Annotated in this window: 21 protein-coding genes, 2 tRNA genes and 1 pseudogene; 14 read left to right on the forward strand and 10 right to left on the reverse strand. The window is 65.2% G+C overall.

What is annotated here, in order from left to right:
• Positions 1-26: 26 nt before the first annotated feature.
• The 9 genes from gnd (at position 27) to AC1D2F_RS00460 (ending at position 9222) form a co-directional block, all read left to right on the forward strand.
• The gene (gene gnd / locus AC1D2F_RS00420; protein WP_229993517.1) at positions 27-911 is read left to right on the forward strand and encodes a phosphogluconate dehydrogenase (NAD(+)-dependent, decarboxylating); all 885 of its coding nucleotides are present in this window, start codon (positions 27-29) and stop codon (positions 909-911) included.
• Positions 912-956: 45 nt separating this feature from the next.
• Entirely contained in the window at positions 957-2213 is a 1257-nt protein-coding gene (gene recF, locus AC1D2F_RS00425; RefSeq protein WP_229993516.1) for a DNA replication/repair protein RecF, read from the forward strand.
• Positions 2210-2770: a DciA family protein gene (locus AC1D2F_RS00430; protein ID WP_229993515.1), complete on the forward strand. Its 561-nt coding sequence runs from the start codon at positions 2210-2212 to the stop codon at positions 2768-2770. The genes recF and AC1D2F_RS00430 overlap by 4 nt, the downstream gene beginning before the upstream one ends.
• A gap of 412 nt (positions 2771-3182) precedes the next feature.
• Positions 3183-5285, forward strand: a complete 2103-nt coding sequence (gyrB, locus tag AC1D2F_RS00435) for a DNA topoisomerase (ATP-hydrolyzing) subunit B (RefSeq protein WP_414645512.1) — start codon at positions 3183-3185, stop codon at positions 5283-5285.
• A 60-nt stretch (positions 5286-5345) separates the two neighbouring features.
• The gene (gene gyrA / locus AC1D2F_RS00440; RefSeq protein ID WP_229993514.1) at positions 5346-8084 is read left to right on the forward strand and encodes a DNA gyrase subunit A; all 2739 of its coding nucleotides are present in this window, start codon (positions 5346-5348) and stop codon (positions 8082-8084) included.
• The gene (locus AC1D2F_RS00445; RefSeq protein WP_229993513.1) at positions 8081-8716 is read left to right on the forward strand and encodes a DUF3566 domain-containing protein; all 636 of its coding nucleotides are present in this window, start codon (positions 8081-8083) and stop codon (positions 8714-8716) included. Before gyrA ends, AC1D2F_RS00445 begins: the two co-directional genes overlap by 4 nt.
• A gap of 98 nt (positions 8717-8814) precedes the next feature.
• A tRNA-Ile gene (locus tag AC1D2F_RS00450) sits at positions 8815-8888 on the forward strand.
• A gap of 69 nt (positions 8889-8957) precedes the next feature.
• Positions 8958-9074, forward strand: a complete 117-nt coding sequence (locus AC1D2F_RS00455; RefSeq protein ID WP_216699097.1) for a DLW-39 family protein — start codon at positions 8958-8960, stop codon at positions 9072-9074.
• Between the two features lie 72 nt (positions 9075-9146).
• Positions 9147-9222, forward strand: a tRNA-Ala gene (locus AC1D2F_RS00460).
• A gap of 60 nt (positions 9223-9282) precedes the next feature.
• Here AC1D2F_RS00460 and AC1D2F_RS00465 read toward each other — a convergent pair.
• Positions 9283-9642, reverse strand: coding sequence for a cupin domain-containing protein (locus AC1D2F_RS00465; protein ID WP_476965977.1), 360 nt, complete (start codon positions 9640-9642; stop codon positions 9283-9285).
• Between the two features lie 141 nt (positions 9643-9783).
• Here AC1D2F_RS00465 and AC1D2F_RS00470 point away from each other — a divergent pair, with 141 nt between their 5' ends.
• Positions 9784-10728: a DMT family transporter gene (locus AC1D2F_RS00470; protein ID WP_229993511.1), complete on the forward strand. Its 945-nt coding sequence runs from the start codon at positions 9784-9786 to the stop codon at positions 10726-10728.
• Between the two features lie 44 nt (positions 10729-10772).
• Here AC1D2F_RS00470 and AC1D2F_RS00475 read toward each other — a convergent pair whose 3' ends face one another.
• Positions 10773-11645: a glycosyltransferase family 2 protein gene (locus tag AC1D2F_RS00475; protein WP_229993510.1), complete on the reverse strand. Its 873-nt coding sequence runs from the start codon at positions 11643-11645 to the stop codon at positions 10773-10775.
• A 153-nt stretch (positions 11646-11798) separates the two neighbouring features.
• Positions 11799-12797, reverse strand: a complete 999-nt coding sequence (locus tag AC1D2F_RS00480; RefSeq protein ID WP_229993509.1) for a hypothetical protein — start codon at positions 12795-12797, stop codon at positions 11799-11801.
• Between the two features lie 155 nt (positions 12798-12952).
• Here AC1D2F_RS00480 and AC1D2F_RS00485 point away from each other — a divergent pair, with 155 nt between their 5' ends.
• Entirely contained in the window at positions 12953-13498 is a 546-nt protein-coding gene (locus tag AC1D2F_RS00485; protein ID WP_229993508.1) for a peptidylprolyl isomerase, read from the forward strand.
• A gap of 9 nt (positions 13499-13507) precedes the next feature.
• The gene (locus AC1D2F_RS00490) at positions 13508-14377 is read left to right on the forward strand and encodes a rhomboid family intramembrane serine protease (RefSeq protein WP_229993507.1); all 870 of its coding nucleotides are present in this window, start codon (positions 13508-13510) and stop codon (positions 14375-14377) included.
• Between the two features lie 1151 nt (positions 14378-15528).
• Here AC1D2F_RS00490 and AC1D2F_RS00495 read toward each other — a convergent pair.
• Positions 15529-16134: a DNA-3-methyladenine glycosylase I gene (locus AC1D2F_RS00495; protein ID WP_290369353.1), complete on the reverse strand. Its 606-nt coding sequence runs from the start codon at positions 16132-16134 to the stop codon at positions 15529-15531.
• 103 nt (positions 16135-16237) lie between these two features.
• Complete coding sequence (locus AC1D2F_RS00500; RefSeq protein ID WP_091560774.1) at positions 16238-16492, reverse strand: cell division protein CrgA; 255 nt, start codon at positions 16490-16492, stop codon at positions 16238-16240.
• A gap of 135 nt (positions 16493-16627) precedes the next feature.
• Here AC1D2F_RS00500 and AC1D2F_RS00505 point away from each other — a divergent pair.
• A pseudogene (locus tag AC1D2F_RS00505) lies at positions 16628-17080 on the forward strand (sortase domain-containing protein); the annotation flags it as partial.
• Positions 17081-17250: 170 nt separating this feature from the next.
• Positions 17251-17892, forward strand: a complete 642-nt coding sequence (locus AC1D2F_RS00510; RefSeq protein ID WP_229993506.1) for an anthranilate synthase component II — start codon at positions 17251-17253, stop codon at positions 17890-17892.
• 108 nt (positions 17893-18000) lie between these two features.
• Here AC1D2F_RS00510 and pknB read toward each other — a convergent pair whose 3' ends face one another.
• Genes pknB through AC1D2F_RS00535 form a run of 5 tightly spaced genes read right to left on the reverse strand, consistent with a single transcriptional unit; the run spans position 18001 to position 26493 of the window.
• Positions 18001-19977: a Stk1 family PASTA domain-containing Ser/Thr kinase gene (pknB, locus tag AC1D2F_RS00515; protein ID WP_229993505.1), complete on the reverse strand. Its 1977-nt coding sequence runs from the start codon at positions 19975-19977 to the stop codon at positions 18001-18003.
• A gap of 6 nt (positions 19978-19983) precedes the next feature.
• On the reverse strand, positions 19984-21822 hold the full coding sequence (locus tag AC1D2F_RS00520; protein WP_476965978.1) for a protein kinase domain-containing protein: 1839 nt from the start codon (positions 21820-21822) through the stop codon (positions 19984-19986).
• Positions 21819-23276, reverse strand: a complete 1458-nt coding sequence (locus tag AC1D2F_RS00525) for a peptidoglycan D,D-transpeptidase FtsI family protein (protein WP_229996076.1) — start codon at positions 23274-23276, stop codon at positions 21819-21821. Before AC1D2F_RS00525 ends, AC1D2F_RS00520 begins: the two co-directional genes overlap by 4 nt.
• Positions 23273-24721 (reverse strand): FtsW/RodA/SpoVE family cell cycle protein, encoded by a 1449-nt coding sequence (locus tag AC1D2F_RS00530; RefSeq protein ID WP_229996075.1) that lies wholly within the window; start codon positions 24719-24721, stop codon positions 23273-23275. The genes AC1D2F_RS00525 and AC1D2F_RS00530 overlap by 4 nt, the downstream gene beginning before the upstream one ends.
• Positions 24718-26493: a PP2C family protein-serine/threonine phosphatase gene (locus tag AC1D2F_RS00535; RefSeq protein ID WP_229996074.1), complete on the reverse strand. Its 1776-nt coding sequence runs from the start codon at positions 26491-26493 to the stop codon at positions 24718-24720. Before AC1D2F_RS00535 ends, AC1D2F_RS00530 begins: the two co-directional genes overlap by 4 nt.

Genomic DNA, 26493 nt, shown 5'->3' on the forward strand with positions numbered 1-26493 from the left:
CCCCAGCGCAGAAAAGAGTTCATCCCGTGCACATCGGACTAATCGGCCTTGGAAAAATGGGCTTCAACATGCGCGAACGTCTGCGCAACGGCGGGATCGAGGTCACCGGTTTTGACCGCAACCCCGACGTTGCCGACGTCGCCACCTTGGACGAACTCATCGCCGCCGTCCCGGCGCCGCGCCTCATCTGGGTCATGGTCCCCTCGGGCGAGATCACCGACGCCGTGATCACCGAACTGGGCACCAAGCTCGACGCCGGTGACCTCGTGATCGACGGCGGCAACTCCCGGTTCACGGAAGACCAGAAGCACGGTGCAACGCTGGCCGAAAAGGGAATCCGCTTTGCGGACTGCGGCGTGTCCGGCGGGGTCTGGGGCCTCCAGAACGGCTACGGCCTCATGGCGGGCGGCGATGCCGCCGATATCGAACGGGCCCTTCCCGTCTTTGACGCGCTCCGTCCCGCAGGCGAGCGGGCCGACAGCTTTGTGCACGTCGGCGGTGTTGGTGCCGGCCACTACGCCAAGATGGTCCACAACGGGATCGAATACGGCCTGATGCAGGCCTACGCCGAGGGGTACGAACTCCTGGCCGCCAAGGAGATCGTCGCCGATCTCCCCGGGACTTTCCGGGCCTGGCAAAAAGGGACGGTTGTGCGCTCCTGGCTCCTGGACCTCATGGTCAAGGCCCTTGACGAGGACCCCGGACTGGAATCGATCTCCGACTACGTCGAGGATTCGGGCGAGGGCCGCTGGACCGTCGAGGAGGCAATTGCCAACGCTGTGCCGGCACCGGCGATCACGGCTGCGCTGTTCGCCAGGTTCTCCTCCCGCGAGGACAACTCGCCGGCCATGAAGATGGTGTCCGCCCTGCGCCACCAGTTCGGCGGCCACGCGACCCGGCCGGCCAAGTAATCCTGCCCAGCCAAGCAACCCAGCCTGTGAAGTCCTGAATCCCGCGTGTACCTAGAAAAACTCTCACTCACAGATTTCCGCAGCTACGCCCAGGTCGATCTAAGCCTTGAGCCGGGGGTCACCGTCCTGGTGGGCTCCAACGGCATCGGCAAGACCAACCTGATGGAAGCGATCGGGTATCTGGCCACGCTCAACTCGCACCGGGTCAGCACGGACGCACCGCTGCTGCGCTTTGGTGCCGAACGGGCGATGATCCGGGCCAAGCTGGTCCGCGGTGAGCAGTCGACCGTACTGGAACTGGAAATCAACGCCGCGCGGGCCAACCGCGGACGGATCAACCGGAGCAATCCGGTCCGGGCCAGGGACCTGCTTGGCATCTGCCAGACCGTGCTCTTCGCTCCGGAAGACCTGGCGCTGGTCAAGGGCGATCCCTCCAGCCGCCGCCGGTTCCTGGACGAGCTTCTGGTCAGCCTCATGCCGCGCCACGCCGCGACCAGGAGTGACTACGACCGGGTCCTGAAGCAGCGCAACGCACTGCTCAAGTCAGCCCGGGCCGGAAAGTTCAGCTCCGGGCATGAGGCAACGCTGGATGTCTGGGACCAGCACATGGCCCGGGCCGGGGCCGAACTGCTGCATGCGCGCCTCGAGCTGGTGGACCGCCTGCAACCGCACCTGAAAAACGCCTATGCGCAACTGACCGACGGCTCCAAGGAGGCCGCCGCGGTTTACCGTTCCACGCTGCAGGACAGCCTGGATGACGACGGCGCTGGGGCCAGTTCTGGGACCAGACCTGCGGGCGGCGCCACCGCCGCGGAAACCGAAACGGATGCGGCCGGCGCCGATGCCACCTCCCTCCTGGCGGAGGATCTGCGCCTGCTCTCCGTCGAGCAGCTCACCGACCGCTACATCCAGGCCTTTGCCGCATCCCGCCGCAAGGAACTGGAACGGGGCATCTCGCTGGTCGGACCGCACCGGGATGAGCTTGAGCTCGTGCTTGGATCGGCTCCGGCCAAGGGCTACGCCTCACACGGCGAAACCTGGTCCATGTGCCTGTCCCTGCGCCTGGCCTCCTACTACGTCATGCTCGACGATGCCCGCACCGGCGGGTCGCCCCCGATCCTGATCCTTGACGACGTTTTTGCCGAACTCGACGTCCAGCGGCGGCGTAAACTGGCGGCAATAGTATCCGGCGCCGAACAGGTGCTGGTCACTGCCGCCGTCGAGGACGATATCCCGGCGGAACTGACCGGACGGCGGGTGAAGGTCATCCCGGGAGGAATCGATGAGCAGGAAAATCGATGAATAAGGATACCGACGGCGGCCTGCAACCGGGCCGGGATCCCGACGACATCGATGCCGCGCAGGCGGCACTGAACAGAATGCGCGACGCCGCCGCGGCCCGGGGCGAAATCCGCCGGGCGCTCCCGCGCTCCGGTGCCGGGGCCCAGAAACCTGCCCGCGCCGCGCGGGGAACCCGCGGGTTCTCCCAGTTCCATGGCACCGGCCGGGATCCGCTGGGCCTGGGAAAGGTTGTGGGACGCCTCGTTGCCGAACGCGGCTGGAGCTCGCCGGTGGCCGTCGGCTCTGTCATGGCACAGTGGGCCGTGCTGGTGGGCCCGGAGATTTCGGCGCACTGCACCCCCGAGAGTTTTACCGACACCACCTTGCATGTGCGCACCGATTCCACGGCGTGGGCGACCCAGCTGCGGCTGCTGAGCAACAGCCTGCTGGAAAAATTCCGCACCGAGCTTGGCGACGGCGTCGTCACCAGCATCCAGGTGCTTGGACCCGCCGCCCCGAGCTGGCGCAAGGGCCTCCGGACGGTCAATGGCCGCGGACCCCGCGACACATATGGATAGCCCCGGGACCCCACGCGCCTCCGGATGTGAAGCACTTCTTGCAAAAACCCTTGAAAAATCCGCAAGCGGCGTGTAGGGCGCTCGAACGACCCGGAGTCGTATAGGCACCCTAGGGCCGGACCCCGAAAGCCTTGCAGGGGGAGCCAGCGGCCTCTCAGCGGCACTTTCCCGACCGTTTGGCGCCCTGGAATGCGGGTTTGGCTCCTATAACACGATAGAATCGGTGGAGATAACTGGGCGCCGGTGAAGCGTTGACTGAGTCCGTTTCCGACGCAATTTCAGCGTGCGGCGGACGGGATCCCAAGTCAGCGGAACACCCGGCGTCGTCAGTGACGTGCCTGTTGGCAGGAGCCTTTTCCACGGAAGAGGCAACGGCCGGCCTTCAACGAACATAGAGGAGTCGAAAGCGCCTGTGGCTAACGACAATGCAGAGATCCCGGCAGTGGAAGACGTAGCGGAAGCGGTAGTGCAAGTGGCGGCGGCAGCGGCGTCGTCGTCGGGAACCGCGACATCGCGCGAATACGGCGCCAGCGACATCACCGTACTTGAAGGCCTGGAAGCTGTCCGGAAACGTCCCGGCATGTACATCGGCTCCACCGGACCCCGCGGTTTGCACCACCTGGTCTACGAGGTGGTGGATAACTCGGTGGACGAGGCTCTGGCCGGCTACTGCACGCACATCGAAATCGTGCTGCAGGCCGACGGCGGGGTCAGGGTGGTCGACAACGGCCGCGGCATCCCCGTGGACATGCACCCCACCGAGCACAAGCCCACCGTGGAAGTCGTCATGACGATCCTGCACGCCGGCGGCAAGTTCGGCGGCGGCGGTTACGCCGTTTCCGGCGGCCTCCACGGCGTCGGCATTTCGGTGGTTAACGCGCTCTCCAGCCGCGTCGACACCGAGGTCCGCCGCCAGGGACACGTCTGGCGGATGTCCTTCGCCGACGGCGGCAAGCCGCAGGGCGGCCTGGTCCAGGGCGAGGAGGCCGCCGAGACCGGCACCACGCAGACGTTCTACCCCGATGCCACCATCTTCGAGAGCACCTACTTCGACTTCGAAACACTGCGTGCCCGCTTCCAGCAGATGGCCTTCCTCAACAAGGGACTGCGCATCACGCTGACCGACGAGCGCCGCGCTCCGGAGGAACCGTCCGAGGACGACGACCTGGACCTGGACACCGTCCCCACCGAAGGCGAAGTTCCGGCGGAATTCCACACCGTGGTCTACCAGTACGACGACGGCCTGCTGGACTACGTCAAGCACCTGAACTCCGGCAAGAAGGTTGATGTGGTCCACGAGGACGTCATCGCCTTCGAGACCGAGGACACGGAACGGCACATCGCCCTGGAAATGGCGATGCAGTGGACCAACGCGTACTCCGAGAGCGTCCACACCTACGCCAACACGATCAACACGCACGAGGGTGGCACCCACGAAGAGGGCTTCCGCGCCGCGATGACCTCGCTCATCAACCGCTATGCGCGGGAGAAGAACATCATCAAGGAAAAGGAAGACAACCTCACCGGGGACGACATCCGCGAGGGCCTGACGGCAGTCATTTCCGTGAAGCTCGCCGAGCCGCAGTTCGAGGGCCAGACCAAAACCAAGCTCGGCAACTCCGAGGTCAAGGGCTTCGTCCAGCGCGTGGTCACCGACGGGCTGGGCGACTGGCTCGAGCGCAACCCCGGCCCCGCCCGGGACGTGATCCGCAAGGCCATCTCGGCAGCCCAGGCGCGTATGGCCGCGCGGAAGGCCCGGGACAACGCCCGCCGCAAGAGCCCGCTGGAATCCTTCGGCATGCCCGGTAAGCTGTCCGACTGCTCCTCGAAGAACCCGGAGAGGTGCGAGGTCTACATCGTGGAGGGTGACTCGGCCGGCGGTTCTGCCAAGCGCGGACGCAACCCGGAGACCCAGGCCATCCTGCCGCTGCGCGGCAAGATCCTGAACGTCGAACGGGCCCGGCTGGACAAGGCGCTCGGCAACGCCGAGGTCCAGTCCATGATCACGGCCTTCGGCACCGGTATTGGCGAGGACTTCGACATCGCCAAGCTGCGATACCACAAGATCGTGCTCATGGCCGATGCCGACGTCGACGGCCAGCACATCACGACGCTGCTGATGACGCTGCTGTTCCGCTACATGCGCCCGCTGATCGAAAACGGCTACGTCTACCTCGCGCAGCCGCCGCTGTACCGGATCAAGTGGTCCAATGCGCCGCACGATTACGTCTACAGCGACCGTGAACGCGACGCCAAGCTGCTCTCGGGCCAGGCCGCGGGCCGCCGCATTCCCAAGGACAACGGCATCCAGCGCTACAAGGGCCTCGGCGAGATGGACTACACGGAACTGTGGGACACCACCATGGACCCGGACCACCGGACCCTGCTGCAGGTGACGATGGATGATGCCCTGGCGGCGGACCAGACCTTCTCCACGCTCATGGGCGAGGACGTTGAATCCCGCCGAAACTTCATTCAGCAGAACGCCAAGGACGTTCGGTTCCTGGACATCTAGAGGCTTCCTGGCCCCTAATATTCCAGAACTGATATATACCTGAAACGGAAAATATAGACTATGAGTGACGAAACACCCGAGGTGCCGGCCGGCTCCGAGCCCGTCCTTGAAGGCGCCATCCTCGACGGCGACGTACTGACTGACCGGGTCGAGCAGGTGGACCTGCAGACCGAAATGCAGCGCTCCTACCTCGACTACGCCATGGCCGTGATCGTGGGCCGCGCGCTGCCGGACGTCCGCGACGGCCTCAAGCCCGTCCACCGCCGCGTGCTCTACGCGATGTTCGACGGCGGCTACCGCCCGGACCGCTCCTTCAACAAGTGTGCCCGCGTGGTGGGAGAGGTCATGGGCCAGTACCACCCGCACGGCGACACCGCGATCTACGATGCCCTGGTCCGCCTGATCCAGGACTGGACCATGCGCTACCCGCTGGCGCTCGGCCAGGGTAACTTCGGCTCGCCCGGCAACGACGGCGCGGCCGCCCCGCGGTACACCGAAACCAAGATGGCGCCGCTCGCCATGGAGATGGTCCGGGACATCGACGAGGAAACAGTCGACTTCCAGGACAACTACGACGGCAAGAACCAGGAGCCGACCATCTTGCCGGCCCGGTTCCCGAACCTGTTGGTCAATGGCTCCTCGGGCATCGCCGTCGGCATGGCCACCAACATCCCGCCGCACAACCTCCGCGAAGTCGCCGACGGCGTTCAGTGGTACCTCGCGAACCCGACCGCCAGCCGGGAGGAACTGCTCGAAGAGCTCCTGGTGCGCATCAAGGGACCGGACTTCCCGACCGGCGCCACCATCCTCGGCCACAAGGGCATCGAGGATGCCTACCGCACCGGCCGCGGTTCCATCACCATGCGTGCGGTGGTCAGCGTCGAGGAACTCCAGGGCCGCACGTGCCTGGTGGTCACCGAGCTGCCGTACCAGGCCAACCCGGACAACCTGGCCATCAAGATCGCCGAACTGGTCAGGGACGGCAAAATCTCCGGCATCGCCGACCTCCGCGATGAGACCTCGGGCCGCACCGGTCAGCGCCTGGTGATTGTGCTTAAGCGCGACGCCGTGGCCAAGGTGGTGCTGAACAACCTCTACAAGCACACCCAGCTGCAGGACAACTTCGCCGCCAACATGCTCGCCATCGTTGACGGTGTGCCGCGCACGCTCAGCCTCGATGCGTTCATCCGCCACTGGGTCACCCACCAGATGGACGTCATCGCCCGGCGCACGCGCTACCGCCTGCGCAAGGCCGAGGAAGAAGCGCACATCCTCCGCGCCCTGCTCAAAGCGCTGGACATGCTCGACGAGGTCATCGCCCTCATCCGCGCCTCCAACACCACTGAGGCTGCACGCGACGGGCTGATGGAACTGCTCGACATCGACGAGCTGCAGGCCCGGGCCATCCTGGACATGCAGCTGCGCCGGCTTGCGGCGCTGGAACGCCAGAGGATCCAGGACCGCCATGCCGAGCTTGAGGCCCTGATCGCCGAGTACAACTCGATCCTGGCCTCTGAAGCGCGCCAGCGCGAGATCATCAGCACGGAACTGGCCGAAATCGTGGCGAAGCACGGCGATGACCGCCGCACCAAGGTGCTGATGGGCTTCGACGGCGACATGTCGATGGAGGACCTGATCCCTGAAGAGGAGATGGTGGTCACCATCACCCGCGGCGGGTACGTCAAGCGCACCCGCAGCGACAACTACCGCTCCCAGCAGCGCGGCGGCAAGGGCATCAAGGGCGCCCAGCTGCGCGGGGACGACGTCGTGGAGCACTTCTTCGTCACCACCACGCACCACTGGCTGCTCTTCTTCACCAACCTCGGACGCGTCTACCGGGCCAAGGCCTACGAGCTCGCCGAAGCCGGACGTGACGCCAAGGGCCAGCACGTGGCCAACCTGCTGGCCTTCCAGCCGGATGAGCACATCGCCCAGGTGCTGGACCTTCGGGACTACCAGCACGCCCCGTACCTGGTGCTCGCCACCAAGCGCGGCCTGGTCAAGAAAACCCGGCTGGAGGACTACGACACCAACCGGTCCGCCGGCGTGATCGCCATCAACCTGCGCGACGGCGACGAGCTCGTCTCGGCCCAGCTGGTCTCCGAGACCGATGACCTCATGTTGGTCTCCCGCAAGGGCCAGTCCGTCCGGTTCACGGCGACGGACGATGCACTGCGCCCGATGGGCCGCGCCACCTCCGGCGTGACCGGCATGAAGTTCCGGGAGGACGACGAACTGCTGGCGGCCGACGTCGTTCAGGACGGATCGTACGTCTTCATTGTCACCGAAGGCGGCTTCGCCAAGCGGACCGCGGTGGAGGAATACCGGCTCCAGGGCCGCGGCGGGCTCGGCATCAAGGTCGGCAAGTACCAGGAGGAGCGCGGGCACCTTGTCGGCGCCCTCATTGTCCAGGAAGAGGATGAAGTCCTGGTGGTCATGGAGGGCGGCAAGGTGGTCCGCTCCTCGGTCACCGGCGTGCCCGCCAAGGGCCGCGACACCATGGGCGTTATTTTTGCCAAGCCGGACAAGAACGACCGCATCATCGCCGTTGCACGCAACACCGAACGCGGGCTGGAAAGCGACGATTCGACCGAAGGTCAAGACGACAGCGAATATGCAGGCGGGGATGCCGGCGGGGACGCCGAAAATCGGGCTTCCACGCCGGATGACGTAACGTTGGCTGAAGATGGCGGATTGCATGAGGAGTCCGCAGCGGCAGAATCAGTACCGGCCCCGGAGTCAGATGAGTCATCAGGCAATGCCGAGCTGGACGAAGAAAACACCGGAGGTAACGAGTGAGTAATTCGGACTCATATCCCAACCCGAGCAGCGGCGTGCCTGGCGGAGTGCGGCAGCCCACCGCCGCGCCGCGCGTAAGCGGCGCTCCCTCGCGTCCGCAGCAGCGCCCGGGCGTGTCCGGCGCAGCCGCAGGAACGGGACAGCGTCCCCCCGCACCCGGCCAGCGCCCCACGGTCCCCGGCCAGCGCCCCGCAGTCCCGGGCCAGCGGGCCGCCCAGTCCGGCGGGCAGGGCACCGCCGGGCTGATCAAGCCGGCTCCGAAGGCCAAGGTGCGCCGTGCCAGGCTGCTGGTCAGCAAGGTAGACCCTTGGTCCGTGCTGAAAATGGCCTTCCTGCTCTCCGTGGCGCTGGGAATCGTCACGGTCGTGGCGGCGATCGTGCTCTGGACCGTTTTGGACCTTACCGGGATCTTTGACCAGGTGGACAGCCTGCTCGGGACCCTGGCCGGTTCTGAGGGTGGCGGCTTTGAATTGAAGAAGGTGGCGTCCCTGGGGCAGGTGGCGTCGTTCGCGACCATCATCGCCGTGATCAACGTGGTGCTGCTGACAGCCCTGTCGATGCTTTCGGCGGTGCTGTACAACATTGCGGCGACGCTCGTGGGCGGCATTGGCGTGACCCTCACGGACGACTAATTCCCGTACTTTTCCGCGGAATCCCGCGGGAAAGGGCCTCGATTTGAGATCGGGCCGGGATGTGCTGTACAGTCATATCTCGGCCCGATGAGGCATCGGGGCGTATAGCTCAGGCGGTTAGAGCGCTTCGCTGATAACGAAGAGGTCCCAGGTTCAAGTCCTGGTACGCCCACGGAACCAGTACTGGTTCTGGCAGAGGTTAGTGAAGGTTCGTCGATGACTGAACCGGAACGGGGAGCATGTGAAGAAGTTGCTGGTTATCGCAGCCACGGTCGCAGGCGTCCTCCTCTACAGGAAAGTGCAGGAATCCGAAGCCCGGAAAGTGATCTGGAGCAATTCAACCGATACGGTTGACTAGCCCGGAGCCTGGGAGTGGAAGCTGGAAATCAGCTGTCCGGACCTAAGGTATGATTGACGGGTTGCTTCTTATGGGGGCATGGCGCAATTGGTAGCGCACCTGCTTTGCAAGCAGGGGGTTCGGGGTTCGAGTCCCCGTGCCTCCACCATAGAATGAGCCCCGGACCGCGGAAACGCGGCCCGGGGCTTTTTTCATGCCCGTGCCTCACTCACTCCTTCGGCTTGGCGTAGTCCGCCATCCCCTGCCAGTCGATAAACACGTAGGGCTCGTCGCCGAGTACCCAGGCGTCGTGACCCGGCGGAATGACGCCGAAGTCGCCGGGCCCGAATTCGAGTTCTTCGCCGTCATCCATGACGACTTTGATGCGGCCGGAAATCGTGTAGCCGGTATGGCTGGCCATGCAGCTGTCCGTTTTGGCGATCGGCTTGACGTGATCTGACCATTTCCAGCCTGGGAGGAAAGTGGCCCGTCCAACCGGGCCGGAGTCCAGATTGACGAGATCCACCCTGCCCATGCCTTCGGCAACAGGACGTGTTTCTTCGGGATTGTCCAGGCTCTTGCGGATCATTGACGCCATGATGGTCTCCTTCTTCGATGATGGCGAGACCGAGATGTGAGACCGCGGTTTAAGGTTGGCACCGCGGTATGCACCGGTCAAGGAGTAGCGGCTGTAAAGGGCCACCACGGTCCGTCCCATTAGTGTTGGAGCGTGAACTTCTTACTTGCAGCCGTAGGGGTGCTGGGTGTGGCGTCGTCCGGGCCGCTTATTGCAGCCACACTGGGCGCCACGTCGGTTAGTGCCCTCGCCATTGCTTTCTGGCGCAACGCCATTGGAGCGGTCGTGATGGCCGGTCCGGTTGTGGTCCGCAACCCCCGTCAGTTCAGCCACGTGACCGGAGCCGAGTTCCGCTGGTCGCTCGCCGCTGCCGTGGCCCTGGCCCTGCACTTCGCATGCTTCATCACCTCCCTGCAGTTGACGTCGGTCGCGGCGGCGACGGCACTGGTGTGCCTTCAGTCAGGCTGGATCGCGATCTTCCAACTCTTCCGGGGAGTCCGGTTCCGCTGGCCGGTCCTGGTAGGGCTGGGGCTCGCCTTCGGCGGTGTAGTGACGATTACCGGCTTTGATATGGGCACCTCGCCCGAGGCGCTCGTGGGCGATCTCCTGGCCGTGGCCGGCGGCGCCCTGGCGGGCGTCTACACGCTCGCCGGAGGCAAGGCCCGGCAGAGCATGGGCACCGGCGTCTACACGACCCTGTGCTACGGCATGTGCGCCGCGATTGTGGCGGGGATGGCGCTGGTGGCCGGAGCGCCGCTGGCAGGGTTCGAAGCCACCGGCTGGCTGGGGATCCTCGCCATCACCGTGTGCGCACAGCTGGTGGGGCACACCGCGTTCAACTATCTGCTGGCGACCATGAGCCCGCTGCTGGTGTCCATGATCATTTTGCTGGAAATCCCGGGAGCGGCGCTTTTGGCTGCGGCGTTCCTGGGCGAGACGCTCCCGGCCGGGACCTATGCCGGACTGGTGATGATCCTGGTGGGGCTCGCCGTCGTGGTCCTGGGGCAGCGCGGCTCACGCTCCACCCGGGGCGCTGCTGAGGGGCGCGCTGCGGAGGGCCCCGGCGCAGAGCGGCTGGCGGAGCTTGGCACCGACTAGGAGCCGGCGGGGCCGCTCTGAGCGGCCGCGCCTGTTCGCCGGGCCTATTGGCCGCCGCGGCGGGCTGGCTGGGCCACGTTGACCGTGTGAATGGCGCGGAGCAATTTCGCGGGGAAATACACCGAGAAGAAGACCACCATGGGTGCCTTCAATGCCATCTTCTTGACGTTGTGGGCCTTGTAGGTGCGGTCAAAGCGCGTCACGTAGTAGCGGTAATCCCGCGGCGAGTCCTCCAGCCGCCGCGCCGACATACCCGAGATCATCTGCGGCCAGTACTGGATCCGGAGTTCGTGGTCGGCCAGATGCAGCGAAAGATCGATGTCCTCGTGCATCTCGTCCCGCTCGTCGCGGCACGCCTCTGCACGGATGGTTTCCCAAGCCGAGCGACGCAGTGCCATGTTGGAGCCGAAGAGGAAGTGATACTGGTGCTTAGCAAGCCTGAGCATTAGCTGACGCATTTTGTCGTCTGCCTTGAGCCCAAACCGGCGCATGGGCATGTCGTAATAGACCACCGGACCGGTCGCAGCGTGCACCGACTCGTCAGCGAAGGCTTTCTGCACCTGCTCCACCCAGTCCGGTTCCAGCACGGAATCGGCGTCGATCCGGCCCAGGATGTCACCGGTGGCGTGGTCAAGACCGAAATTGCGTGTGGGGATGAGCCCCTGATCGCGGTCCTGGCTGAGCAGGATGATGGGACTCTCCGGATACTCCAGCTGCATCTGCCGCACGATCTCTGCCGTGCGGTCCTTGGACAGGTTGTCCACCACAATGATTTCGTGGGCAGGCACCGACTGGTATACCGCGGCGATCAGACACTGCCGGATGACGCTTTCCTCGTTGTACGCCGGAATCACAATAGATACAGCCGGTGGCGGAGCAATGAGCAAAGCATCCTGGGGTGATCTATGGGGTGACATCACCACAAATTTAGCATCTAGCCTGCCGTTTGAAGGCGGAGCGCGACGCGCCTCCCCAGTCCGAGCAAACCCTGCCGCGGGAAACACGCCGTGTGAAACAAAAGGAGGGATCCCGCCGTAGCGGAATCCCTCCTTGGGAGAATACAGCCGGAGCTACTTATTCGGCTTGTCTGCCCCGTTGTTCAGGTTGGACGCGATGTTGCGGACGGCCGTCTTGGCATCGGTGGCAACCTTGGCGGCAGTCTTCGCGGTGTCGTCGGCAACGTCCTTGGCCGCTTCTGTCGCTTTGTCCGCCGCGGCAGCTACGGAACCGGATGCCTCGGTGGAAGCCTCGGCCGCAGAGTCCGCTGCCGCAACAGCCGCGGAGCCGGCCTTGTCGGCGGTGTCCTTCAGCGCTTCGCCGGCAGGAGCGGCCGTCGGGGCAGGCGTTACCGGCGTCGGCACCTTCCAGGGGTCCTCCACCGGCCTGGAAGCCCTCCAGGCGGCGACACCGGCGGCAGCTGCGGCAGCGATGATGCCGAAAATCAGCAGGCCGCGGTGCTTGGGCTTCTGCTGCTTGGCGAGCTTGGCATTGGCTGTCTTGCTGACTTCGGTGGCGGCCGCCTTGATGTTCTTTCCTGCAGTCTTCGCGTGATTCTTCGCATGTCCCTTGGCAGTCTGGGCCTGTGCCTGGACGCCGTGGACCACGCCGGAATCAACAAGCTTCTGTGCGACGGCGTCCACGTGGGCCGGAGCGTTTTCCAGCGTGCGGTGGACGGCCACGGAAGCCTGTCCGATCTGGTCCGAAAGCCTGGGAAGGTACTCGACAACCACCCGGTCGCGTGCGTTGAGGATCACCGGTGAGGCCTTGTCCACAGCCTCGTGCAGGCGCGGGGTCGCGCTTTCCGCGGCGTCGTGGATTTTCGGTGCAAGCTGGGCCAGGCCATCCTGAAGGCGAGGGGTGACAGTGGCAACGCTACCGGCCAGATTGTGGGCCGCTGACTTGAGCCCCTCCTGGATTTTGGGAGAGGCGGTATCCAGCCCATACTGCAGGCGGGGAACAGCCCAGTTCACGGCAGCCTCAACCCGCGGAGCCGCCCAATCCTTGGCGCTGTCTACTCCGGTGCTGACTGACTGCTCCAGGTCACGGGCAATACGATCCGTTTTCTTCACAACTACCTCCCGATTAATGTGACGGTTCTGCTGTTAGCCTACGTGTCTAGGAACGCACCGGCTATTCTTCAGACCGATTTCCAGTGGATTTCACCCAGCGCGGAACTGACTGTGCGGCCCTATGGGGGCGGAGCCGTCATGGAAGAATAGGCGCTATGACTGCCAACGCAACCGCAAAAGCCACTATCCACACGAGCCTCGGCGACATCGTCGTCAACCTCTATGGCAACCACGCGCCGAAGACTGTCGACAACTTCGTCGGGCTGGCCACCGGTGAGAAGGCCTGGACCCACCCGGAAACGGGCGAGGACAAGACCGGCACGCCGCTCTACAACGGCACCATCTTCCACCGCATCATCAAGGACTTCATGATCCAGGCCGGCGATCCCCTGGGCCGCGGCACCGGTGGACCGGGCTACAAGTTCGACGATGAAATCCACCCGGAACTGACTTTCAACGAGCCGTACAAGCTGGCCATGGCCAACGCCGGTGTCCAGATGGGGCGCGGCACCAACGGTTCGCAGTTCTTCATCACCACCATCCCCACCGGCTGGCTGCAGGGCAAGCACAGCATCTTCGGTGAAGTCGCCGATGAGGATTCCAAGAAGGTCGTCGACGCGATCGAAGGCGTCCGCACCGGCATGGGCGACCGCCCCGTCGAGGATGTCACCATCAACAGCATTGACATCGAAAAGCTCTAACCCCACACCATGAGCTACGGAGTTCCGGCGGCAGAGCCGTCCGCAGAGGTCCCGGTATGCCCCAGGCACCCGGACAGGCCTGCCTATGTGCGCTGCCAGCGGTGCGGGCGCCCTGCGTGCCCCGACTGCCAGCGGGCGGCCGCCGTCGGATTCCAATGTGTTGACTGTGTCAACGAAACCAAACGCACGACGCCGACAGTCAGGACCGTCTACGGCGGTGCCGTGACCGCCGGCAAACCCGTGGTCACTTTCGTGATCATCGGGCTGTGCGCCCTTGTCTATGCCCTGCAGTGGATGGTTCCCAACGACGGGATCTACCAGCAACTTGCCTACGCGCCCGCCCTGACTGATGTTGAACCATGGCGGCTGCTCACCTCGGCGTTCCTGCACTCGCAGGGATTCCTGCTCCACATCGTCCTGAACATGTATACGCTGTGGATTTTCGGCCAGATCCTTGAACCGCTGCTGGGCCACGCCCGCTTCCTGGCCATCTACCTGCTCTCGGCCGTCGGCGGATCCGTCGGCTTTCTCCTGCTGACCCCGGTGTATCCCGTGAACGGCCCCGTGGGACTCGTGGGCGCCTCCGGCGCCATCTTCGGCCTGTTCGGCGCGCTGCTGGTGGTCCAGCGTCAACGCGGCGGAGAAGTCCGCCAACTCTTGGTCCTGATCGCCATCAACGGGGTCATCGGTTTCATGGTGCCCCAGATCGCGTGGCAGGCCCATCTCGGCGGCCTCGTCACCGGCGCCCTGAGCGCCGCAGTCATTGCCTATACCCCGCGCGGCCCCCGGCAGACCCTGCTGCAGGCCATCGGCCTTGGCGGGGTCCTTGCCTTGGTGATCGTCGCGTCCGTCGTCCGGATGGCCGGCGCCGGCGCCTAGCCCGCTCCAGCCCATGTTCCCGGCCGCATGTTGCGGCCCGGTTTTGCTGTCCGCAGTGCCCTCCGGTCCTTTCGGTCCCCCTCCCCGCTGCCCAGAGGTGGGGACTTTCCGTGCGCAAACTCCGGCCGAGCCCCAACCTCTGAATTCAGAGGTGCGGCCTCGAAAGTTTTCCACAAGGGTTATCCACATTGTTAATAACTTACAAGCGTGTAGTTCAACGTGGCGACCCGGATCTGACCGCCTGAGCTGGCGATTTTCCGGCGCAGAGGCGCTGCGTCCTGCCTGATCTCCACACCTGTGGATAACTTCTGTGGGTTGCCCTGTGCGTAAGTGGACAACTTTGATCGCTGGCCCGACGCTTCTGCCAGCCGGCACCATTGCCTGCAGTGCCTCCCTGCACCGCGACGGTTTCCAGGCGCCGGCCCCCTCCAGGCCATGCCACGCCGTCACCGGCTCTCCACTGCATCTGTACGCGGCATTCCAGGTCGCGCCAGCTCTGACGCGGGGCCGATCGCGCTCTCTGTGATGCGGCCACTGCCGCGCTGTCTCTGTCCGCTGCCTCCAGGTGTCGCCGCCGCAGGCGGATGAGCCGCGACACAGCGACACAGCGCCACAGTCCGCCCGGTGCGGAGGCAGGGACCCGGGGACAGCGGCGGTGTGTTTCAACAGGGTTATTCACAGTGTTAATAACTTGATGGTCTGAGTTTCCGTGGGAACTAACCCGGCTCATGGCCCCGCAGCAGGGGTTGCGGGGCCGGGGCGCGGGCTGTTATCCCCAGCTGTGGATAACTTGTGGGTAGTGGGGTGTTATTAAGTGGATAACTCATCTGGTGCCCTGCCTGTCCGGCCAGGCGACTTCATTTCGGGACTGGCCATGCCCACTAAGGGTGCAGCAGTGCCGTCCACGGTCTGATGGGGTCTGACTGATGGGCCTGCCGTACTTGTCCACAGACAATCCACACTGTTAATAACTTACAAGGCTGTAATTCGCGTCCGCCCGGGGATCCCGTCATCGGCCTTGGACCCGGCAGTGGCCTTTAAACTGGGCCGAAACGCGCCATTAGCCCGGGAACTTATAAACAGTGTGGATAAGTTTCCCCAGACTTGTGCACAGCTGTGGATAAGGTTGGGGCAGGGTGTCGCCCGACTGGTCAGTGCGGCCAGACGCCCGAAGTTCCGCGCCGGTGGCTGTCCAGCAGATGGGTGTCCACCATTCCGGTAGCCTCCATGAGCGCGAACATGGTGGTGGGCCCGACGAAGGCGAAGCCCTTCTTGCGCAGCGCCTTCGAGAGCGCGATGGACTCGGCCGAGGTGGTGGGGACCTGGTCGAGGGAGCTGGGCCGGGGTGTGGCCACCGGCTGGAACCCCCATACGAAGTCAACCAGGCCGCCGTCGTCCCTCAACGCCAGAGTAGCCCGGGCATTGGTGATGGTTGCCTGGATCTTCAGCCGGTTCCGGACGATCCCGGCGTCGAGCATGAGACGCTCCACATCGGTGTCCGTGAAGAGGGCCACCAGTTCCGGGTCGAAGTCCTTGAATGCCGCGCGGAAGGCGGGCCGCTTGCGCAGAATCGTGGCCCAGGACAGCCCCGCCTGGAACCCCTCGAGGCTGATTCGTTCGTAGAGGCCCTGCTCATCCCGGACGGGCATGCCCCACTCGTTGTCGTAGTACTCGCGCAGCATGGGATCCACGGATGCCCACGCCGGCCGCGCCAGTCCGTCGTCGCCTATGGTTGAGCCGCTCACTGCCGGAGTCATCTGGGTTCCTTCGCTGGGCCGGGAATTAGGGCCGGGGATTAACGACGACGGCCGGCACACTGTGTGTACCGGCCCGTCAGGGATGTGCGCCGCGCGGGCCTGTTCAGGAACGCCAGCGCGTGGTCATTAGGAAGCCGATGATCGCGATTCCGAATCCGGCGACAATGTTCCACGACGCCCATGACTGCACCGGGAAGGCGCCCTCGGTGATGTAGAACGTGATGATCCACAGCAGGCCAATGATCATCAGGCCAAACATGACCGGCTTGAACCAGACCGGATTGGGCTTGTAGGCCTCCGCAGCAGAAGTCTGCGGGGCCACACGGGCAGTCCTTTTACGCGGCTTCGACTCGGGCACTGATCCTCCTTGGCGGGCTGGAACAAGAGCGGCAATGTGGCTTTATATCCTGCAGGACAGGAGCCCCCGCCGGCCAACGCGCTCTTGGTCAAGTTTGAATTCTTTTTGCTCGCACAATTCTAGCTGTAGTTCCGGCCACACCGTGGACCCCGCAACCGCCCCATCGGTCAGGCAACCACGACGGCGGTGTTGGACACTATGGGCATCGGGCACCATCAGGGCACGGCCATGCCAGGGGCTGCGGGAAACTTCGCCGTGGCCGGACACCGGCAGGCTCACGACGCGGTCCTGGACCATGTCGACGCCTTAGTGCCCGGGGACTGGATCTACGTCCAGACCCGCGAGGGCTACTATGTCTACGTGTTCCGGAACAGCCAGACAGGCCTCCCCTCACGGACCGATGAGCCGGTGCCGACGCGGCCGGGCGCCGCGCCGACGGAGAGCTATCTGACCCCGACGAGCTGCAATCCGCGGTTTGGCTCCCAGGAACGCTTTGTGGCCTACACGCTGCTTGAAAGGTGGCAACCTGTTTCCGCAGAGCCGCCGGCTGAAATTATCCAGGCGGCCCGCGCGGCCAGGGAAGGCTGACGGATTTATGGCTGGTTTTTCCGCCACCTTCCCGGTCCCTTGTGGCTCAGGATTGCGACTGCGCTGGTGCTGGCGGCCGGAGCACTGGTATTGATGGTTCAGTTCCTTTTTCCTTGGCTGGCGCAATTCACCCAGTTAACAGATTCAACGATTGGTTCAGCAAAGCACCCATGAGTACAACCAAGATCCTGGTCGTAGACAACTACGACAGCTTTGTCTACACCCTGGTCGGCTATCTCCAGGAACTCGGTGCCGAGACCACCGTGGTCCGCAACGACGACGTCACGCTCGCCGAGGCGATCGAAATGGCCGAGGCACGGGACGGTGTCCTCATCTCTCCCGGACCGGGGAATCCCGCCGGGGCCGGCGTCTGCATTGAGCTGATCAAATGGTGCGGCAGCCATGACAAGCCCATGCTGGGTGTGTGCCTGGGCCACCAGGCGCTGGCGGAGGCCTACGGCGGAACCGTAACTCACGCTCCCGAACTGATGCACGGCAAGACTTCCCTCGTCGAACATCACGGAACCAGCGTGTTTGCCGGGCTGCCCTCCCCGCTCACGGCCACCCGCTACCACTCTCTGGCCGCCGTCCGCGCGAGCATCCCGGAAGTCCTGGAGATCACCGCGGAAACGGGCACCGGTGTTGTGATGGGCCTGCAGCACCGCACCGCCCCGCTGTGCGGTGTCCAGTTCCACCCGGAATCTGTCCTGACCGAAGGCGGCTACCAGATGCTGGGCAACTGGCTCGAGTCGCTGGGCATGGCCGGCGCCGCTGAGCGGGCAGCGGAACTCAGCCCGCTTATCAAGCACTGACTCTTTAGGTACAGCATGCTCCTGCCCTGACCTTGCACGCACTGCATGCGCGAGCTCTGCACGCGCCGGCTCGGCGGTAGCTGGCCCTTACCCGCTGTCCCGCCCGGCCTAGGGGAACAGTCCGTCCAGGACCGCGCCCTCCTTTGTCGTGGTTTTGGTGGGCGTTGGCGTGGGCGTGGGCGTCGGTGAGGGGGGCGGCGCTGGCGCCTTGGCCACGGTCACGGTGATGGTCTTACCCTGTTCCACGAGCGAATCCGCGGCATCGGCCTGGCCTGTCACCTTGCCCGGGGCCACCTGGGAATTCTCCACTTCGGTGACGTTGAGCTTCAGACCCTGCTCCGTCATTTTCGCCTCCGCCTCCGCCAGCGGCAGCCCGATCAGCTGGGGCACAGCAACCTTCCCGGTGGAGACGACGATTTCGACGGTGTCCGCGACGGCCACAATTTGTCCCGGGGCCGGGTTGGTGGTGATGACAATGCCGACAGGGACCGTGGGGTGGTTGGACATCTTGGTGGTGAGGGACCCGGTCAGTCCCTTTTGGTGCAGGAGATCGCGGGCCGCCGCCTCCGTCCGGCCCGGGAGGTCGGTGGGGATGGTGACCGCGCTGGGGCCTTCGGAAATATTGAGGATGATGTCCGAGTTGGCGTCCATGGAACTTCCCGACGTCGGCACCGTGCCAATGGCTGCGCCCTTGGGGATGCTCTCGTGCTGCAGCCGTTGGAGCTGTGGCTTGAAGCCGGCGTTGTACAGCCTTTGCAGGGCCTCTGATTCCGTCAGGGACGTCACCGTGGGAACCAGAACCTTGGTTGCCTGCGGCGGGGCCTGGTTCATGAGGTTGTAGAGCCACAGACCGCCCCCGGCCAATACCAGCATCGTGAGGACCACCAGGGTCGCGATCCACGTGCGGCGGCGCGACTTCTGGCGCGGCGTGTGCTCGCGTTCGACCGGCAGCACCAGGGGCAGGCTGCCGGTGTCGTCCGTGTCATAAAGTTCGGTGTCTGCGGGCTGCAGCAACTGCTCGTCGTCGGGCGTTTCTTCAGCGGGCCGCAGCCGGCCGCCCGGGGAATCGTCAAGGAACTTGGCCCCGGTCAGCGTGAACGCTGCCGTAGGCGCCAGGGGGTCATGCCGGGGAACGGCGTTGGTGGGGTCCGTGGGGGCTTCACTGGCGGCCGGTGCTGCCACCGGAACGCCGCTGCGCGCGGCCCGCAGGGCACGGCGGAAGGCGGCCGCGTCCTGGAACCGGTCCGCGCGGTTCTTTTGCAAGGCCTTCATCAACACGCTGTCCAGCGCAGCGGAGACCTCGGGGTTGAGGCTGCTGGCGGGCTCCGGGATCTCACGCACGTGCTGGTAGGCCACGGAGACTGGGCTGTCGCCGATGAACGGCGGCCGGCCGGCCAGCATCTCATAGAGAAGGCATCCTGCGGAGTAGAGATCGCTCCGTGCATCGACGGTTTCGCCCCGTGCCTGTTCGGGGGACAGGTACTGGGCGGTCCCCACGACTGCCTGGGTCTGCGTCATGGTGGCCGAGGAGTCCGCCATGGCCCGGGCGATCCCGAAGTCCATGACCTTGACGCTGTTCGAATCCGGGCAAAACATCACGTTGGCGGGTTTGATGTCGCGGTGCACGATTCCGGCCTTGTGACTGTAATCGAGCGCGGACAGCACGCCCAGCGTGAAGTCGATCGCCTGATCGATGGTGACGTCCTTGGCCCGCACCAGATCGCGGATCGTCTTGCCGGAAACGAATTCCATCACGATGTAGGGCACACGGACGCTGTCGTCGTGGTCACCGGGGACCGCGTGGTCCCCGGTGTCGAAGACAGCCACAATCGAAGGGTGGTTGAGTGCCGCGACAGCCTGGGCCTCGCGCTTGAACCGGGCCTGGAACTGGGGGTCCCTGGCCAGGTCAGGGCGAAGCAGCTTGACGGCCACTGTACGTCCCAGCCGGGTATCGACGCCGCGGAAAACATCCGCCATGCCGCCACGGCCGATCAGCTCACCCAGCTCATAGCGCCCGCTGAGGACGCGCTGCGTGTTCGCCGGGCGTTCCTCCCTGTGCGACGGAGTGCGGGGTGTATTGCTCATGATTCTTTAGGGTCCGGACTTGGTAGGTGAAGGTGTTGTGGCGGTGGCTTCGGCGAGGTGATAGGTCACAACGCTGCCGGCGGGCACCTTGGACCCGGAAGGAGGCTCCGAGCTCACGAAGGTTCCGGGATCTTCGTTCTTGTTCGTGGGACTGACGTCGGCTCCCTTGGCCCAGCGCAGCCCGGCGTCCTGGATGGCCTGCTGGACCTTGGCCTCGCTTGAGCCTGCCTTGATGGACGGGACGGAAACCATTTCCGGTCCCTTGGAGTAGCTGACGGTGATGGTGGTGCCGGGCTGAACCGGACCGGAAGGGTCAATGTTGGTGACGGTGCCAGGTGTCGCGTCGTTGACCACCTCGACGCCGGTGACTTGCAGCCCCTGGCCGATCAGCTCGTTGCGGACATCGTTGAAGGGCCTCCCCAAATAGGCATCCGGGATCAGGTTGACCGCTGCCGGGGTGGACTCGGTCGGTGTCGCGGAGCTGGGCGTGGGGGTGGGGGTCTCGGACGCGGACGCGGACGACGCCGAGGGGGTGGCGCTGCTCGGCTTCGCAGAACTGGAGGTCACATTGTTGCTGGCCGGCGCCTGCGAGGGAAACAGATTGCCGGCCTGGCTCACGACCAGACCGACCAGGGCGAAGACCACCAGCAGGATCAGCGCAATAAGCGGCCAGGTCCACGGGCTGCGTCCGCGGCGCTTCGGCTCTTCCTCCGGTTCGTCGTAATCTTCCGCTTCCTCTTCCTGCACCCAGCTCCGCTCGGCCGCGAGGGCATCGGCGCGGTTGAGCGCGTTGCGGGCGCCGTAGCCGCTGGCGGCGGCTGCACCGGCTGCCAGGCCGGCCGCCGCGCCGGCACCTGCAGCGCCAACGACGGGCAGCGCGGATGTTGCGGACGTCGACTTGTCCTCCGCGGCGCTGGAGCCAATGACGCTGGTGGCCGCTGTGGGGACGTCGACGGGCGCCGTGATGGGCCCGGTGGCTGCCTCGAAAAGCAGCATGCCCGGCACAGCTGCATGTGCGGCGGAGATGTCACCGTTGCGGATGGCCTCGGCTGCCTCGGACAGCTTGATGGCGTCCGCCGGGCGGTTCTTCGGATCCTTGGCCAGCATGGACATCAGCAGGGCGCGGACCGGCCTGGGCAGCGTGTCAGGCAGCGGCGGCGGCGCGTCGTTGACCTGGGCCAGCGCGATGGCGATCTGGGATTCCCCGGAGAACGGCCGGTGGCCCGTGAGGCACTCGTAGCCGATCACGCCAAGGGAGTAGATGTCCGAGGCCCCGGTGGCAGTCTGCCCCGTGGCCTGTTCCGGTGCCAGGTACTGGGCCGTGCCCATCACCTGGCCGGTCTGGGTCAGCGGAACCTGGTCGGCCAGGCGCGCAATGCCGAAGTCGGTGACCTTGACGCGGCCGTCCGGGGTGATGAGCAGGTTCCCCGGCTTGACGTCGCGGTGCACGAGGCCCTGCGCGTGGGCAACAGCCAGGGCACGCGCTGTCTGCGCGATCATCGAAAGGGTGCGGTCCGGGGAAAGCACCTGTTCGTGCTCGATGATGCTGCTCAGCGGCTGGCCCGGAACCAGTTCCATGACCAGGTAGGCCGATCCCTCCTCCTCGCCGTAATCGAAGACGTTGGCGATGCCCACGTGGTTCAGCAGGGCGGTATGGCGTGCTTCGGCGCGGAAGCGCTGCAGGAACCCGGGGTCACCGGTGTATTCCTCCTTGAGCACCTTAATGGCGACAATGCGGCCAAGGATCAGGTCTTTGGCTTTCCAGACTTCTCCCATGCCGCCGATCGCAATGCGCGTGGTCAGCTGGAATCTGCCGCCGAGGGTGATTCCCGAAGTAGGCCTCACTTATTCAACACCGCCTCAAAAATCTTCTTCGCGTTCGGACTGGTTAGGTTTGCGCCTGTGGTGATGTCTACGCCTTCCATGACGATGGTGACAGCCACTTGCGGGTCATTTGCCGGGGCAAACCCGGTAAACCATGAGTTGTTCAGGCCGTTGCCGAGTTCGGCGGTACCGGTCTTGCCGGCCACCTGGACACCGGGCACAGCCGCACGGCTGGCGATGCCGTCGTCGACGACGCTGACCATCCACTCGTTGATCTGCCGTGCGATCTCCGGAGTCGTGGCGGTGCGCAGGGCCTGGGGTTTCGGTTCGTTGATCGCCCGCAGGTCAGGGGCGCGCACGGCCTTGATCAGGTTCGGCTGCATCTGCACCCCGTCGTTGGCGATCGCGGCTGTCATCGTGTTGATCTGGAGCGGGGTTGCCCGGACGTCCCGCTGGCCGATCGAGGACTGCGCCAGGCCGGCGTCGTCCAGCGGCTCGGTCGGGAAGAAGCTCGGGGCGCTGTCCAGCTTTAGCTGGTCACCGAAGTCCTGTCCGAAGCCGAACTTCTCCGCCTGGTCCGCAATGGCCTGCTGCTTCAAATCCAGCGCGATGCTGGCGAACGGCGTGTTGCAGGACTGCTGCAGTGCGAACGCGAACGACGCCGTGCTACGGGTATAGCAGTTGCCTCCCGCGTAGTTGGGGAGCGTGTAGTCGATGCCGGGGAAGGGCATTTCCGCCGGGTTGGGCAGGACGCTGTCCTTGTTGTACTTGCCCGAATTGAGCGCCGCCGCCGTGTCAATGAGCTTGAACACCGAACCTGGTGCCAGCAGCTCGCCCGTGGGTCCGCTGACATTTTGGTTGAGGTTGATCCCGGGGATCTGGTTCAGCTCGTTGTAATTGGCCTGTTCGGCGGCCGCGTCCTGGGTGGCAATCAGGTTGGGGTCATAGGACGGTTTGGAAACCATGGCCAGGATCGCGCCGGTCTTCGGGTTGGTGACCACGATCGACCCGCGCTGGCCGTCCGGGATCAGGTCATAGGCAAGCTTCTGGATCTTGGGGTCCAGGGTCAGTTCCACGGACGCCCCCTTGGGCTGGTTGCCGAGGAACAACTGGCCCACCCGGTCCAGGAACTGCTGGTCCGAGCTGCCGGCCAGCACATCGTTCATGGACTTCTCCAGTCCGGTGAGCCCGTAGTTCTTGGAGAAGTACCCCGTGACGCCGGCGTAGAGCTCGGGCTGGGAGTACGTCCGCTGGAACTTGCAGCTCTCGGTGGCGGGAACGGACTCTGCCACCGGGCTGCCGCCGACAATGATCGCGCCGCGGTCGTTGCAGTAGTTCTGGAGGATGGCGCGCCTGTTCCAGGCGTTGGCTTTGAGCTCGTCGGCGCCAACCACCTGCACGTAGCTGAGCGCACCGAAGACCAGCACGAACATTGCGATCGCGGCGAGCCAGGAATTGCGGATGGCCTGGTTCATAGCTGTTTCACCGCCTCGGTGGGTGCGTCGGGACTGGTTCGGGGGTGGTCCGGGGCCGGCTTGGACGGCATTGCGGGCAGTTTCCGGCTCACGCCCGGTTCCTGGCCGGGCGGCAGCGGCGTCGTGTCCACTGGACCGCGGGCGGAGTGGGAAATCATGAGCAGCAAGCCCACAATGATCCAGTTCGCCAGGAGGGAGGACCCGCCAGCGGCGAGGAACGGCGTCGTAAGTCCGGTCAGCGGGATCAGGCGCGTGACGCCGCCGATCACCACAAAGCACTGCAGCGCGATCGCAAAGGAGAGCCCGGTGGCGAGCAGCTTTCCGAACGCGTCGCGGGTGCCCAGCGCGGCGCGGAAGCCGCGGGTAAACAGCAGCAGATACATCAGGACGATCGCGAAGACGCCGATCAGCCCGAGTTCCTCACCGAATGAGGCGATGATCATGTCGCTGTTGGCGAAGGGGACGAGGTTGGGTCGGCCCTGGCCGAGGCCGGTGCCGACCAGGCCGCCGTTGGCCATGCCGAACAGGCCCTCGACAATTTGGAGGCTGCCGCCGAACTGCCGGCCGTAGACCTCATCGGTGAAGGCGTTGACCCAGCCGTCAATCCGCAGGGCCACGTGTGAGAACACGCGGGCTGCGATGAAGCCACCCACGATAATCAACACGAGGCCGATGATCACCCAGCTGATGCGGCTCGTGGCGACGTAGATCATGACGAGGAACAGGCCGAAGAACAGGATCGAGGAGCCGAGGTCGCGCTGGAAGATCAGCACGCCGATGCTCACGAGCCAGGCGGTGAGCATAGGGCCCATGTCCTTGAACCGCGGGAACTGCACCGGGCCGATTTTGCGGCCAGCCAGCAGGATCAGGTCCCGGTTCGACGACAAATATCCAGCGAAGAAGATGGCCAGTGTGATCTTGGCTATTTCACCCGGCTGGAACGTCATGGAACCGATCTTGATCCAGACGCTCGCGCCCAGGATTTCTCCGGCCGAGACGCCGGGAACCAGCGGAAGGATGAGGAGCACGGCGCTGATGGCCAGCGAAATGTAGGTGAAGCGTCGCAGGATGCGGTGGTCCTTGAGGAACCAAATGACTGCGATCGCGACCCCCATGGCCACCAGCGTCCAGCGCAGCTGGTTGTTGCCGGTGTCCTCGCCCACCCTGTCCAGCCGGTGGATCATGGCAAGGCCCAGCCCGTTGAGGGCCACCACGAGCGGAAGTATTACCGGGTCGGCATATTTTGCGCGGATCCGCAACACCACGTGAAAGGCGAGGGCGGCGGCTGCCAGGAGGCTGGATTGGAACCAGAAGTCGGTATCGAACGCTTTTTGCCGGTCCACGCCCACGAGGGCCTGGGCTCCAATCCCGACGGCGAGGGCAAGGATCAGGAGGACCAGCTCCACGTTGCGTCGTGGCCTGGGCACGGGGTCGATGGGTGTCATTTGGCCCCCTCGCAATTCGTAGTCGGGGTGGCGGATGGTGACGGCTTGGCCGTTCCAGGGGAGGCCGTGGCATTTGGCGTTGCCGTGGAGCCTGGCTTGGCCGTTGCGCCGGGGGTGGCGCCGGCGGCCGTCGCTGCGGGGGACGGGGTGAGGCATTCATCGGCCGGGGCGGTGGTGCCGGTGCGTTCCAGATTTTTGACGATCCGCTGCGCGTCGTAGAGATCGCGGGCGGGCACGGTCTGATGCACCCGCTGCTGCGAAAATTCGGGAAGGTCGGACATCTTGATATCGGTCACCGCTTCGAGAGTGGAAAGCTGGATGGGCCCGAGGCGTTGGGAGACGCCGTTGAAGATGGCCACATGCTGATCGTGCTCGCCGATGTAGTAGCGCGTCTGGGTCCAGGCGTAGCCAAGCCACAGGCCCACGGCGAGCAGCGCGACGATCGCGGCGGCAATGGACACCGTGAACCAGCGGCGCGGCCGTCCGGTGGGCCTGAAGTCCTCGGTGTCCTCGCGGTCCTGTTCCGACTTGTGCGTGAGTACAGTGGCCGCGCGCCGGGCCACGGTGCGTCCGGCTATAGACGGAATGGACCCTGATTCCGCTGCTGCGGCGGCGGCCCCGACGAGTTCGTGGGGGCGCATGGAGAGTTCTTCACGCAGGACTTCGGCCGAGAGGTGTTCGCCCAGATGCGGGTCGGTGGTGGTCTCGGGTTCCTTGCTCCCGGCAGTCTTCTGCGCGGCAGTGGCCGGCGTGCCGTCGGCCGGGGCTCCAGGGGCAGGGTCGGCGGGCCGCGGGCCTGACGCATCCCCGGCCACAGCCCGGGCAGCGGCCCCGGCGTCGTTGCCGGAGTGGTCCTTCTTCGCGGACTCACCGGCGGACGTCGTGGCACCAATCGTGCTGCCGGTCAGCCGTCCGGCTGCCGCGGCGGTCGCCGAGGTCCCTGCGGCCGACGCGGGTACGACGTTGACGGCGGCGGTCCGGACGTCGTCGCGAGTCGGCTCGGCGATGTCGAGCACCACCACCGTCACGTTGTCCGGGGCGCCGGCCTCCAGCGTCAGTTCAATCAGCAGTTCGGCGCATTCGTTCAGATCCTTCGTCTCCCGAACCGTGCGCTCAACGACGTGGCCGGCTACGTAGTTCAGGCCGTCCGAGCAGAGCAACCAGCGTTCCCCGGCCTGGACAGCCAGGGTGTCGAGATCCAACTCCGGGCTGGCATCGACGTCCCCCAGCACGCGCATGAGGACGTTTTTGTGTGGATGCGTTTCGGCCTCTTCGGGGCGCAGGCGGCCCTCGTCGATGAGCCGCTGGACAAAGGTGTGGTCGATGCTGACCTGTTCGAACTCGCCGTCGCGCAGCCGGTAGGCCCGGGAGTCGCCAATGTGGGCGAAGTGGAGCTTGCCTTCGGCCAGGAGCAGGGCTGTGACCGTGGTGCCCATCCCGGCGAGCTTGGGATTGATGTGGACCAGCTCGGACAGCAGGGAGTTTGCCGTCTGGATTTCGTCGGCGAGGACGGTGCCGGCCTCGCCGTCGTAGTCATCATGGTCCAGGTGGATCATGTCCAGGACGGTCGCGGCGGAGGCGACGTCGCCGCCGGCATGGCCACCCATGCCGTCGGCAACGACGGCGAGGTGCCGGCCCACGTAGGCGGAGTCGTCATTCTTGGCGCGTATGCGCCCGACGTCTGAACGCGCGGCGTAGCGCATGATGAGCGGCCGCTTCGGGGCCGTTGTTTTGCCTTCGGCCCTGTCTGCGGGGCGATCCGGGGCAGCCAC

The sequence above is a fragment of the Arthrobacter sp. P1_B3 genome (genome assembly GCF_056406615.1).